The sequence below is a fragment of the Moritella sp. JT01 genome (genome assembly GCF_001574435.1).
Lineage (GTDB): Bacteria > Pseudomonadota > Gammaproteobacteria > Enterobacterales > Moritellaceae > Moritella.
Window position 1 is genome coordinate 489,100 of sequence record NZ_LOCN01000001.1, and the last position, 12,736, is coordinate 501,835.

Sequence of the window (12,736 nt, forward strand, 5' to 3'; positions counted from 1 at the left end):
TATGACATCATTATTTAATGAACAACCGACGATTTCAATTCGTCGCAGTAACAGTCCGCGTAAAGCAGTGAAAACGAGTAGTGAGGTACAGCTTGATTTAAGAGGCTCGGAAAAGTTAATCGCTCAATTAGCGAATTATAACAATCCAATCTTAAAAGAATGCAGTGAATTACTGGGTATTTTGGCAAGTGTTGAAAGACAAACCTCACCTTTAGATATTAATGCCTTTCGTCAACAATTGCTGGATGGTATCGCAGACTTTAAACGCAAAGGGTTGTTTTTAGATTATCACCCAAGTGTGATTGAAAAGGTTTGCTTTATATTATGCGCGGCGTTTGATGAATTGATCTTGTATACCTCGTGGGGCGAAGTGGCTCGTTGGGAAAATCATTCATTACTCAGTAAGGTCTTTAGCCAACGTAATGGTGGTGAGGTTTTCTTCCAACTGCTTGAACAAGCAGGCCGTCAACCTGCAAAGCTGGTGGACTTCTTAGAGCTTCAATATGTGTTGATTATGCTCGGTTTTTTAGGCAAGTATCGTCATGATAATCGCCAGAAAATGAATGAGTTACAGTCTGAGCTTTACAGTACGATCCGACACTACCGTAGCGAATCCATACTGGAACCGCCAACGCCGATTTCGATGCCGGAAACGACCTCGCCTTGGCGATTTATCAGTGCGGTTAAATTATCTTGGATTGGCGTATTATTAATTATCAGTACGTATTGTTTTTCAGAATTTTGGTATGACCAGCGTAGTCAATCAACCTTAATCGCATTTAGTTCGTTGGATATGGCTGGTTTTATCAATAGCACTAATAACAATGATTTGATTTACACCAGTACGCCTGAAGACTTAGGTATTGAAGTGCAAGAAGCAGTGAGCGTGAAACCGACTGGGCTTATCGATACAATCTCGTGGAATATCGTGGTTGCGAATTTTGCGACGAAAGCCAGCGCTGCGCGGTTAGAGAAAGACATACAAGCTATTGGGTATAAAGTGGTATTAAACGAAGTGCCTACCGGTGTGGAATTATTTATTCCGAACAATCGCGATTTAGCAAAGGCGAAACTTTTAAAAAATGAAATTAATGCTCGCTTTGGATTAAATGCAGTTATACGCCGTAGTCATAAGGTAGATGATAAATAATGAAAAAAATAACATTAAAAATAGCGTGTTTACTCATTGCGTTAGCGTTATTGATTTGTACCGGACTTAGCTGGATATACCTCCCAACCTTAGATGAAGGGGATAAATTAGTAAGGCTGGTGGTTACGATTTTTGGAGGGGGGTTGATTGCGATAGCCCTCGTGGTTGCGGTTTGGCAACACCTGCGTGAAGAAAAGTCGGCTGTCCATGAGCAAGTTATTTTATTTAAACAAGATGTGAAAATCATTAATTCACTGTTTAAGTCGGCTGTTATAAAGTTGAAAGGGCATAAGGGTAGTAAGCTTAGTAGTTTGTATGAACTGCCTTGGTATGTTTTGATTGGAGGTGAAGATGATGCTAAAAGTAGCTTACTACACCAAAATAACCTAGAGCCGGTTAACTATCGCGATCGTGATAAAAGTGAAACTTCACAATATATGCGGTTTTGGAGTAATGAAAACATGGTGGTTATTGAAGTCGACCACCGATTATTCGATCGAGACGGTATTGATGACGCGTTGTGGCGTGTATTTGCTCAGCAATTAATGAAATACCGACCTCGTCAAGCAGTCAATGGCGTGTTAGTCGCGATTAGCTGTGAGCGATTATTAACGGGGGATAAAAAAGCACGTTTATCTCTTAGCTCAAATTTACAAGATGCTATTTTAACACTCGGCGAGCATTGTGGGTTAGCGTTGCCTGTTTATACATTGTTCACGAAGTCAGATACGATTGCTGATTTTGTTGAATTTTTCTCGAGTAACTCGGGATGCGATATCGATCGACCTTTGGGTATTACGTTTCCAAACACGGATGACCATCGATTTGAAGTCAGCATGTTTGAGCTGGAATGTCAGAAATTACTCGATGTGTTAGCTCAGCAGCAATTCCAATCATTACGAGAAACACGTCAAGAGGATGCGCATTCTATTGTTGCACTCCCTTATCAGTTACGTCTTTTCTTTGAGCAAGTTACCGAGTTCTTAGAGGGAATAAGTCGGGAAAATAGGGTTCGAGATGTTGTGTGGCTAAGAGGCATGTATTTATGTTCGACACAGCAAGGTGGCAACAGTCACGATTTACTGACACAACTCGTCGCTAGCAGCAGTGCGTTTAATGCGAATACGACAAGAGAACAATTATCAGGCCGTAAGCAGTTGTTCTCAGTAAACATATTACAGCAGACTGTATTACCTGAATCGAGTATTGTTGGTGTTAACCAGCTGCGTCATTATAGTTACCTTGTATCGCGAATATCGATGATGTTAGGTTTTATCGGGATGATTGTTGTACTTGGCTTACTGTTGCGCGATAACTGGAATAAAGATGAAGATTATCGAAACCATGCAGTCACTCAATTAGCATTGTACCAGCAAGACATGGAACGATTACGTAATACTGACGTTGGTTTTGAAGACATTATTCCAGTGTTAAATGAATTGCGCCTGGTGGTTGAAGAAGGGCGTAAACCTACGCCTTTGTATCAACGTATCAGTGTTAATCAGCCTAACACGACGGAACAAATCTACTTGAGCTATGAAGCCCAATTACAGATGTTCTTGTTACCTCAGTTGGCTGAAGTATTAAGTAGTGAACTGTATGTATATGTTAATTTAGGCAATCCTAGCAAGATATTTGAAGTGCTGCGTTATTATCAAATGTTGTTTGATAAGCAACGTTTAGACATGACTGAATTATTAGCTTATTTGGTTGAAACGCTAAATGAACAAGGTGATATTTCGCTGGATAATATAGAAACGTTGACCATGTTAATGGAAGATTTATTCAGTAGTGATTATGAGACGGTGCTTGTTCCGAGTGATGATTTGATTTCGGTGGCAACGCAAAATTTAGAAGGTTTGTCACCAGAGCGCCTGATTTACACTCGCATAAAATCACTCCCTGAATACCGTAATCGCGTTGATACGCGTCGTCAATTAGGGGATAAGTTTGATGTGCTCTTTCAATTTAAAGCCGGATTTAACGGTTATTTATTGCCTGAGTTATTTACTCGTCAGGGACAAGCAAATATCGATCTGAGTGCGAAATCAAGATTACTTAAAAAGCAGCTGAATGAATTTAAAAGTATTCAAGGGGATATGTCGGGTGCGTCTATTTCTGAGCTTGTAGATCTGAGTAAGAAGATACAGCGTCTGTATTATGCGGATTACATATATCAGTGGAAAGAGCTTATTAACCACATCGAAGTGAAGCCATTTAATACGATCGATGATCTTGCTTATGCGGTTAAAACTGCGCGTTCACCCGCCAGTAGCCCGATTATTGATGTGCTTGATGCATTGATTGTTAATACCACACTTGCTAAAAATGCTGAGGGTGCACCTAACGCAAAGGTTGTCGGTAAATTAGGCTTGAAAAAAACGGCATCGGTATTGAAGAAAGTTGAAAGAGTTAATCGCCTTGCGGGTGATAAATTATTACGCTTACAGCCTTCGTATGTTGTTAATGAGGCGTTTAGCCCTTATTCAATCTTCATGGCGAGCAAAGGTAAAACAACACCCGTAGATGAATTGATGGCTGAATTAGATCAATTGAATACGTATTTCGATACTGCGTTATCAAGTGGCGATCCAAGCCGTGCGTTATATCAGTATGCGCAAGCTCATGCGTCAGGAAGCCAAGATATACTGGTTAATTTCCGTCGTCAATCAAGTCGTTCGCCGAACCAAGTGGCAAACTGGATTAAATCCTTGTACGCGCAGTCATGGAAGAGTGTGATCAACGGCAGTGCAGAGCATGTTAATCAGCAATGGAAAGAGCAAGTATATGGGTTTTATCGCCAAGCGGTTGAAGGACGTTTCCCATTTTTGTTAACAGGACGTGGCGAAGTTGCTATTGATGATTTTGCATTGATGTTCAAGCCAGAAGGACGTATAGATAAGTTTGTCAGTGAAGTGCTTCATCCCTTTACATATTGGGATAATGGCACCTTAAAATTGGCTGAATTTGATGGTGAAAAACTGCCAATCAATGCGAAAAGCTTGCAGCAACTTAAGCAGGCAAAAACGATTAGAGAGTTGTTCTTCGGTGTGTCAGGGCAAGAGCTAGCAATGACGTTGAAGTTAAAAGCGAGTTCGATGAGTACCTCTGTGACGCAATTTAATATCATGGAAACAGAAAACATATTCTCGTATCGCCATGGCCCTCGATTATGGCAAAGCATTGCATGGCCATCAATCGGTGAAGATGATTACATGTCGGTGAACTTCTTTAGTGGTGAGAACCGTGTCGCGAGTAAGTCATATTCAGGACAATGGGCGCTGTTCAGAGCCTTATTTGATGGACGTACGAGTGCAACGGGTGATCGACGCATTAAGAAGTTAACCTACACGCTTAATAATGAGAACATCGTCTTGCAATATAGCCTGAGAGGCAGTAACCAAATCTTTGATAAGTACTTGTTTACCCGCTTTGGCTTACCAGCGCGTTTATAAAGGATGACAGGCGCGATAAACGGTCGACTTGCTTCTCGTTTTACAGTAATTAAATTACTGTCATCGACGACATGGATGGTTCGAGATAGCCAATCTGCTTCAGCATCAGAGTATGTGGTGCTGAAGCGGGCAGAGCCCATTGCAATAGAACGAGAGTTACTCTGTTTAACTGACTGTCACTCGTATTACATTCGCCCTGTGAGGGAGTATTTAAAGGCGGAAAATTTATTATTGATGCCATTCATTGAAGGGGAGTCATTACTATCTTTTACTGTGCATCAAACAAGTGAATTTCTGCCACTTGTACCACAGATAGTACGTGCGATTATGGCGATGCATGCGCAAGGTTGGGTGCATGGCGATATTAAGCCATCGAATGTGATCTATAATGTGGATAAGGGTGAAATATCGTTAATTGATTGTGGTTCTGCATTACCGTCTGGTACGGCATTATCGAACTTGTCATCATGGCAAGTTACCCCAGGTTTTTGTTCCGCAGATCGTTATGAACAGTCGCACATCGTGCTCCCTCAGGATGATTGGTATGCTTTTTATCAGTGGTTATTGCAGTTATATAATTCGGATTTAACCTTGCCGGAACAGCAGTTATTAACGCGTTGGCTTAATTGGCTTACAAAAATGAAAGATAAACCGGATGATTTATCTTTGTATGATAAGACTGAATTATCCGCCAATTAATACTGTTGGCATCCCCATGATAATGGTACCGCCATGAGCAGTTGTATCACCCATTCTTGCTGCGGGTTTATTGTTGATTAAAACCGTAGCACTGCCTTTTACTACACTGTCGGGTGGGCCAACACACATACATATTTGTCCTACGGTCGCCGCGGGTAAATTACCGATTAATACGGTTGTCGGCAGTGGTAGCAGCGGCCCGCCAACATGTGGGATCGGTACTAATGCGGGTGTTTGCATTGGACATATATGCATGTCGGTCGCGCGTGCTGCTGGTAACATATTATTCTCCTAACTTACCATTGCCACCTTGGGCAATATGTAATCCAAGCTTAAAATAGTGTTCATATCGTTCTGTGGCATGCTCGCCATCAGGCAGGGCTGCAGTTAAGTTAACCGCCCCTGCGACTGCTTGTGAATATAAGTATTCAGGCGGCTGTACAATGGGTTCGCACGGAGCCGTCATACTACCACCGCTCCAGAATGCAGCCTGAGCAACCCAACCCGCACCGGTTTGTAAATCTGCTTTTTTTGCCATATCTTCGGCAAATCGACGTGCTGTTTCATCGGGTTCATGAACCCATGCTTTGGCAGAACGAATCGCATTGGCTTCGTCTTCATTCCAGTCGCTGCGTTGACTGGCGCAGCAACATGCCCACCAGATTGCTTCTCGAACCGGTAATGCATGCGCAAGGAATAAGGCGGTGTCGGCAAAGAGTTCAGCTGCAATGGCCATATCGATGACCGCTGCGGGCGTAAGATGTTGCGCGGCGAGCGCGGTTATTTCATCACTTGCTTCATACAAAGATAAAATGTCTTGTGCATGCTGGTGTGGGATCTTTAAATAATGCATTAGTTTACCTTTGTAATCGCGCCCTGTATTTGAACCATGGCCCCTGCTTTAATTTGTGTCATTGCACTGCCATTAATGCCGACTAGTGCACCTTTAATATCTGTTTTTGCTTTGCTTTCGACAGTGACGATAGTGGCTTTGAGGGTCGCACTACCTTGTCCTTCGATTGCGATCTGTGGGCCCGTTATTTTTATACCGCTTGGACTTATTTCGATACTGCTGCCCCCGACGGATAACGTTATTTTTGTTTTACCTTTTAATTCAATTGTCTGACCATCAATCTTGATCGCAGAAGTTGCACTCATGTTGGCATTTTTACCTGCATCTAAACTGATGTTCGCATCTGACGCTATATTCGTATCTTTTACAGATTTAGTTGATAAGGCATCTTTACTTTCTAGGCTTGTCGCTTCTTTACTGCTGATATTTATTGTTTTTTCGACGGTTAATAACGACGTACCAGTGACGGTTTTTTTGCTATTTTGCTTTACATTGATGGTCAGATCTTTTTCGGCTTGTAAAAATATTTCTTCTTTGTCTTTTTTGTCTTCGAATCTGAGTTCATTTGCAGTACTAGCATTACCTTTCGGTGTGCTTCTGGTTTTGATCCCTGATTGTGTTGCTGCGCTGTAGGGCGGTTTATTTTTCCCTGTGTAGATAGAGCCACAAACAACAGGGCGGTCAGGATCGCCATCAATAAAGTTAATTAATACTTCGTCACCAACACGAGGAATAAATTGCACGCCAAATCCGTTACTGGCAGTGGCTTGAGAAACGGGTACCCAGCACGAGCTTTTTTCGTCTTTTTTACCTTGCAGGTCCCAATGAAAGTGGATTTTAATTCGTCCTTGTTTATCTTGATTTGTTTCTTCACCATTTGGCCCGGTGACTTCTGCACTTTGTACACTGTGGATTTGTGGTTTTGGCAAGAAGGGTGGACGCCATAAAATGGATGCAGGCATACATTGAAATGTATTGGTGTATTCGGTTTTATGACCGCTTTCTGTTGCTGAGAAATGATGCTCTGCTTGTGTCACCACGTATTCTTGATTGTGCTCACTGTCACTGTGGTCAGTTAGTGTAAAACGTAATCCAGCCCCTAATGCCGGGATGGATGATTGTGCCGTAATATTTATTTTTTGTGTATCGATGCTTTCCATTTGGCGCTTAGCTGAATCTCTGATGGTATTTTTATCGCTATGTCCCTGACCAAAAAAGTATTGTGTTAAGGCATTATTTTTAACGCTATTGGTCGTTGTCCTATTGCCACTCGACAGGCATTCGGCGAGTTCGGCATTGTGATCGCCAAGTGATAATTTGCTTACGCCAAGGATACAACGTGAGTGCCAATGTATGATGGCGTGTGTTTTATCTTTCGCACCTGTAATAAACGGAATTTTGCTGTTATCTAGATTTGCAAAGTCTTGATTGTTATCACCGATGATAATACACGGCTGATTTCCGTTATGATCACTGTGATAATGCCAGCCTTCTCTTGCCATCATTCGTCTTAAGAAATCGTAATCGTTTTCGTTAAATTGGATACAATAGGAGTGCTTACTACCAGCACTACGCATTGATAGTTTGAAATAGCTTTTTAAACCGGAGTCGGACAAGACCTTTTCAATGATTTGTTTGCTGGTCATGTCTTGGAAAGTACGACTCGATACGCGATAGTTAAATACGGACAATGGATCTATCGCTTCGATACGGTAGGTGTAAAGCGCTTTTGCAGGATCAAAACTGAGACTTTCTATCGATGAGACTAATGCATGAAAACGGCGCGCTTCTTTTCTGTTTCCTTCGAGACCCGGTGAGTAGCTGAGATCTATCGCTTTGCCTAATAAGGATTCTGATATCTTGTCTTTGGATATTAATACTGCGGCATAATCGGAACGTGAAAATATCTGTTCTGTAACGGTTAAGTCGGTGACAATATAAGGGCCTTTACCGTCTAACTTAGCCAGTGTTGGCCTGTGTTTTTGAGTATATGCTGAAGCTGTCATAATGGACCCTTGTTACTATTTTTTACCATGCGATGGTTACTATTTGTTATATCAATTCGCACTAAATCCTAACATAAGAAAAAATAATGCAGGATTGCTTTTATGTAAGCGTTTGTGAGCGTTGTATCTTGTGGGTAAAGGGGGGCAGCGCTGTATTTTTGATACGAAAAAAGGAAGCATTTCAGCTTCCTTCGATGACGAATAATGGCATGTGAGTATGGCTATTCGTTAGTGTCTTATCCGATAATATTAAATCGAATGATTAAGCGAAGTGCTTCTCTAATTCTTCGCTACCACCGATGTGTTTACCACCGATAAATATTTGTGGCACTGTGCTGCGACCTGTTACTGCACGTAGACTTACTGTTGTTGCGTCTTTACCTAATACCACTTCTTCGTAGTTCAGACCTTGGTCGATTAACGTTTGTTTTGCTTTTGCACAGAACGGGCAACCCGGTTTAGTAAATACGGTGATTGACTCTTGTACTTTGTATTCAGGAGCCACATAACCTAGCATAGTATCTGCATCAGAAACGTTGAACGGGTCGCCTGGTTCGTCAGCTTCGATAAACATTTTTGCTACCACGCCGTTTTTAACCAGCATGCTGTAACGCCATGAACGTTTGCCAAAGCCGATGTCAGATTTGTCGACTAACATACCCATGCCTGCAGAGAATTCACCATTACCGTCTGGAATGAAGGTAATGTTGTCTGCTTCTTGGTCATCTTTCCATGCGTTCATTACAAAGGTATCGTTTACTGATACACATAATATTTCGTCCACACCGTGTGCTGAAAAAACGTTAGCTAATTCGTTGTAACGTGGTAAATGGCTTGAAGAACACGTTGGTGTGAATGCGCCTGGCAGGCTGAATACAATCACAGTTTTGTTTGCAAAAAGTTCTTCTGTTGTACGGTTTACCCATGCATCGCCTTGGCGAATAGGGAATGTAACTTGTGGAACCGCTTGGCCTTCTTTCGATACTAATGTCGTCATAATATATTCCTTAACGTAGCTATTAATTAAGCTAACTTGCTTGTTTGATTTAAAGTGTTTTCTATAAAAGTAAATGTGGTAAGACGTTGTGTCTGTGTCGTCTTGATGTAGCTATTATGTCAAAATATTTAACATAGGTACAGTCGATTAAACCTTTTATTTAAATAGGTGTAGGCTATTACTTCCTGTCGATATCTTAATGTATCGCTTTAACTTGTCTTTGATAGGTCATGATTATGGCAATATAATATCGCTTGTTTTAGGCAAACGAATATAAAATTGTGTACTTTGTTGTGCGGATTCGACCCAAATACGGCCGCCTAGCGCATTGAGTAACGCTCTTGATAGGGTTAATCCGATCCCGATATTGACGGTTGAATTTTTATTTCGGGTAAAATTTCGTTCAAACAAATGCGTGCAGTCATCTGTTGGAATGGCCTTTCCTGAATTAGATACGGAGAGTTGGATATTTTCATTTTCTTCTCCAATCGTAATTATTATTTTACTATTATCATCGGCATGGCGTACTGCATTTGATAATAGATTAGCGATAATTCGGCGTAATAGTGCGCTATCGGTACTGAGTTCAGCCTGTCCTTTGATAATAATATTAACGTTTTTCTCATCAGCCAATAACTGAAAATAGTCAGCCAGTTTAGAAGATAGTTCGTATACATCGACCACTTCATTATTGACGGTGAGTTGCTCACTTTCGGCTTTCGCCATAAGCAGGATATCGGTCACTGTTTTTGAAAGAAATTCTAACTCTTCAATATTAGATTCTAGGGTATCTTTGTATTCTAGTGCGCTTCTTTCACCTTGCAACATACACTGATTTCTCACTGTCATGGATGCCAGCGGAGTTCTTAATTCATGAGCTAAGTTTGCAGCATAGAATGATAACTGATCGAATGAGCCCTCTAAACGCTTGAGCATCAGGTTGAAGACTTGAATTGATGATTGCATCTCCTTGGGATATTCTTGCTGATCAAGTCGAGTGGCAAGGGTATTGATATCTATTTTGCTGGTCTCTATGCTAAATTTACGTAATGGTGACAAGCCATACCAAGCAACAAAAGCCCCTATTACACTAAGAACAAAGAACATCAATCCCATGCTCAAAATCATATTTTTTGTTGAGTTACTTAGAAATTCAGCATGATAACTGACATCCCTGATTACGATTAAACGAAAATTATCACCTTGTTTATTTTGGGTTATGGTCGCAACACCTTTGAAGTAGACCGCCTTATCTTGCCAGTTCACAAGTTGCCCTGGGGACCCATTACGCAGTGTCGATGGAAGAATAAGACCTTGATAAGATGATGGGATTAATTGGTTGGCGTCGTTAATGGCTAAAACATGCGTATTCGGATGATCGGTAAGGATGGTATTAAAATTGATATCCTGATCTTGATTTATGTTATCAATAGCTGAAATTACCATGTCACTCTTGTTAAGAATGTATTGTTTATCCATATCATTGAAATGTTGGCTGCTGAACCACCAAAAAAAGGCAATTGAAGCACTCACGATAAGAAAATAGCTCAGGGTAAAATACAAGGTTAACTTGGTGGCAATAGAACCTGTCACGATCTTAGCTCCAACACATACCCCATACCTCGTACAGTATGAATCAGCGGCGATGAGAAACCATGATCTATTTTGTTACGTAAACGTTTGATTGCTACTTCAATAATATTGGTATCACTGTCAAAATTGATATCCCATACATGGCTGGCTATCTGGGATTTAGACAATACTTGCCCCTGACGAGTAAGTAGAAATTCAAGTAAGGCGAATTCTTTAGCGGTAAGGTCTATTGTTCCACCGTCTCTTTTTACTTTTCTTTTTAATCGATTAAATTCTAAATCTCCGATGGTGAGAATTGTGCTGTGTGTTGAACTTTTGTCGCGTAATTGATTGTGTATTCGTGCCAATAACTCACAGAAAGAAAACGGTTTACTCATGTAATCATCTGCGCCAAGCTCCAGACCTTGGATCCTATCTACCACATCATCTCTTGCTGTTAGCATTATTACGGGTAAATATTGGGGTTTTAGGCGTAGGCGTTTTAGGATATCCCAGCCGCTCATTCCCGGTAACATAACATCCAATAAAACGAGGTCGTATTCCACTTCGGTTGTCTGATGTAAACCGTCAATACCATTATCAATAAGATCTACGTTGAAACCACTTTCATCCAGCCCTTGTTTAAGGTATTTACCTAACTTAACTTCATCTTCAATAATTAGAATTTTCATTGATTTCCCACGCGTTTTTCAACCGTATTGTTGGACTGGTTAGAGACTTTATGACACTTTTTTAATTTATTAATCATAAACTAATGGAGATTATAGTGAGTTTATGACAGAAAACTGTCTTCAAGATTACAATTTTGTCATTTTTATCATGTAATCATAAGCCATAGTATTGAAAAGTAAGATAATTTGAAGCTGACAAACTTGTAATATTGATGACATGCTGATGATAGATTAGGACACTAGTATTTGATGTGTATCTTCTAATCACATTAAGGTGAACAATATGAAAACATTAATTTTAGTGACAGCATTAACCCTTAGCTTTCAATCTTTAGCTTCCCCTGTAAGAGAAATATCGAGTAATACAGAAATATATATAGGTATAACCGAGAGCCGAGCCGAAGCTTACGAGCAAGGGGTCAATACATTACAACAACTTAAGCTGTTAACGGGTAATCAGGCTTATAAAAAGCTTAATTTAGTGAATGTTAGTACAGTCAGAAATTCGGTTAGGGTTAATGATGGGCGTGTTTATGTGGATGAATTTGCAGATGCAGATGGCTCGTTAAAGTATCAGGCTAAAGTGAAGCTAAGTTACAGTTATAAAGAGTCGGGTAGTAATCGATAGGTTCTTTAAGGCTCCAGATCTGATCTGGAGCTGATTTTTAATTCAATTATTTCTTATCTTGATAGCAAGCTCATTACATCACCATTATTTTACCTTTCATGCCTGCTTCTCTGTGTCCCGGTAATAAACAGGCAAAATCAACATAGCCTGTTTGAGTGAACTGCCATATCAATCCGCCGCGCTGGCCAGGTCCCAAACTTAACATATTATTTTCTACATGGTCCATCCCCGGCATGTCGCGCATCATTTTGGCATGTTCCTCTAGAGCCTCTGCCGAACCAATGACCAGTTCGTGGGATATTCTTCCTGCATTCTTAACAAAAAAGCGTACGGTTTCTCCCGCATTAACGTGGAACTGACTCGGGGTAAATCGCATGTTGTCATTCATGGTGATATCGATAGTCCGAGTAATATCAGCCGCCTTACCGGGTTGTCCGGATGCTGAATTTGTCATATTCATCATACCTGCCATGTTGTGGTTAGTATCGTGACCAGTATTATGGCCTCCGCCAGCGAACACTAGGCTAGGTAGTAGGCTTAATAGCAAAATAGGTAGTGTTTTGGTTGCTTTCATGTCGTTACTCTCTGTTGTTTATCGTTAGTAAGATCGATACCCAAGCTACTCCCGCCAGTCTCTGAACTCGCATATTGAAGTGGCTTAGGTATATAGTAGATGTACTTGGT

11 protein-coding genes are annotated in these 12,736 nt (G+C 40.9%); 4 read left to right on the forward strand and 7 right to left on the reverse strand.

Features of this window, described 5'->3' with window-relative positions; translation table 11 throughout:
* Position 1: 1 nt before the first annotated feature.
* Genes icmH through AKG98_RS02160 form a run of 3 tightly spaced genes read left to right on the forward strand, consistent with a single transcriptional unit; the run spans position 2 to position 5,304 of the window.
* The gene (gene icmH, locus AKG98_RS02150) at positions 2 to 1,150 is read left to right on the forward strand and encodes a type IVB secretion system protein IcmH/DotU (protein WP_067040637.1); all 1,149 of its coding nucleotides are present in this window, start codon (positions 2 to 4) and stop codon (positions 1,148 to 1,150) included.
* Positions 1,150 to 4,605 carry a type VI secretion system membrane subunit TssM gene (gene tssM / locus AKG98_RS02155; protein ID WP_067040639.1) on the forward strand — a complete coding sequence of 1,152 codons (3,456 nt, stop codon included), beginning with the start codon at positions 1,150 to 1,152 and terminating at the stop codon, positions 4,603 to 4,605. The genes icmH and tssM overlap by 1 nt, the downstream gene beginning before the upstream one ends.
* Positions 4,606 to 4,608: 3 nt before the next feature.
* Complete coding sequence (locus AKG98_RS02160; protein WP_067040641.1) at positions 4,609 to 5,304, forward strand: RIO1 family regulatory kinase/ATPase; 696 nt, start codon at positions 4,609 to 4,611, stop codon at positions 5,302 to 5,304.
* Here AKG98_RS02160 and AKG98_RS02165 read toward each other — a convergent pair.
* From AKG98_RS02165 to AKG98_RS02190, 6 genes are all read right to left on the reverse strand, one after another.
* Positions 5,290 to 5,586: a PAAR domain-containing protein gene (locus tag AKG98_RS02165; protein WP_067040643.1), complete on the reverse strand. Its 297-nt coding sequence runs from the start codon at positions 5,584 to 5,586 to the stop codon at positions 5,290 to 5,292. The genes AKG98_RS02160 and AKG98_RS02165 overlap by 15 nt on opposite strands.
* 1 nt (position 5,587) lies before the next feature.
* Positions 5,588 to 6,157: a Twin-arginine translocation pathway signal gene (locus AKG98_RS02170; protein WP_067040646.1), complete on the reverse strand. Its 570-nt coding sequence runs from the start codon at positions 6,155 to 6,157 to the stop codon at positions 5,588 to 5,590.
* A complete protein-coding gene (locus AKG98_RS02175) occupies positions 6,157 to 8,163 on the reverse strand; it encodes a type VI secretion system Vgr family protein (protein ID WP_067040649.1) in 2,007 nt (668 codons plus the stop codon). The genes AKG98_RS02170 and AKG98_RS02175 overlap by 1 nt, the downstream gene beginning before the upstream one ends.
* A 262-nt stretch (positions 8,164 to 8,425) precedes the next feature.
* Positions 8,426 to 9,160 carry a glutathione peroxidase gene (locus tag AKG98_RS02180; RefSeq protein ID WP_067040652.1) on the reverse strand — a complete coding sequence of 245 codons (735 nt, stop codon included), beginning with the start codon at positions 9,158 to 9,160 and terminating at the stop codon, positions 8,426 to 8,428.
* A gap of 234 nt (positions 9,161 to 9,394) precedes the next feature.
* On the reverse strand, positions 9,395 to 10,753 hold the full coding sequence (locus tag AKG98_RS02185; protein WP_067040655.1) for a heavy metal sensor histidine kinase: 1,359 nt from the start codon (positions 10,751 to 10,753) through the stop codon (positions 9,395 to 9,397).
* Complete coding sequence (locus AKG98_RS02190) at positions 10,750 to 11,424, reverse strand: heavy metal response regulator transcription factor (protein ID WP_067040658.1); 675 nt, start codon at positions 11,422 to 11,424, stop codon at positions 10,750 to 10,752. The genes AKG98_RS02185 and AKG98_RS02190 overlap by 4 nt, the downstream gene beginning before the upstream one ends.
* Positions 11,425 to 11,707: 283 nt before the next feature.
* Here AKG98_RS02190 and AKG98_RS02195 point away from each other — a divergent pair, with 283 nt between their 5' ends.
* Entirely contained in the window at positions 11,708 to 12,052 is a 345-nt protein-coding gene (locus tag AKG98_RS02195) for a DUF3316 domain-containing protein (RefSeq protein ID WP_067040659.1), read from the forward strand.
* A gap of 73 nt (positions 12,053 to 12,125) precedes the next feature.
* Here AKG98_RS02195 and AKG98_RS02200 read toward each other — a convergent pair whose 3' ends face one another.
* Positions 12,126 to 12,626: a plastocyanin/azurin family copper-binding protein gene (locus AKG98_RS02200; protein WP_067040661.1), complete on the reverse strand. Its 501-nt coding sequence runs from the start codon at positions 12,624 to 12,626 to the stop codon at positions 12,126 to 12,128.
* Positions 12,627 to 12,736: the final 110 nt, after the last annotated feature.

Excerpts from the sequence above, each read along its gene's own strand:
- icmH (WP_067040637.1), top strand. The coding sequence starts at position 2 with ATGACATCATTATTTAATGAACAACCGACGATTTCAATTCGTCGCAGT.
- tssM (WP_067040639.1), top strand. The coding sequence starts at position 1,150 with ATGAAAAAAATAACATTAAAAATAGCGTGTTTACTCATTGCGTTAGCG.
- AKG98_RS02160 (WP_067040641.1), top strand. The coding sequence starts at position 4,609 with ATGACAGGCGCGATAAACGGTCGACTTGCTTCTCGTTTTACAGTAATT.
- AKG98_RS02165 (WP_067040643.1), bottom strand. The coding sequence starts at position 5,586 with ATGTTACCAGCAGCACGCGCGACCGACATGCATATATGTCCAATGCAA.
- AKG98_RS02170 (WP_067040646.1), bottom strand. The coding sequence starts at position 6,157 with ATGCATTATTTAAAGATCCCACACCAGCATGCACAAGACATTTTATCT.
- AKG98_RS02175 (WP_067040649.1), bottom strand. The coding sequence starts at position 8,163 with ATGACAGCTTCAGCATATACTCAAAAACACAGGCCAACACTGGCTAAG.
- AKG98_RS02180 (WP_067040652.1), bottom strand. The coding sequence starts at position 9,160 with ATGACGACATTAGTATCGAAAGAAGGCCAAGCGGTTCCACAAGTTACA.
- AKG98_RS02190 (WP_067040658.1), bottom strand. The coding sequence starts at position 11,424 with ATGAAAATTCTAATTATTGAAGATGAAGTTAAGTTAGGTAAATACCTT.
- AKG98_RS02195 (WP_067040659.1), top strand. The coding sequence starts at position 11,708 with ATGAAAACATTAATTTTAGTGACAGCATTAACCCTTAGCTTTCAATCT.
- AKG98_RS02200 (WP_067040661.1), bottom strand. The coding sequence starts at position 12,626 with ATGAAAGCAACCAAAACACTACCTATTTTGCTATTAAGCCTACTACCT.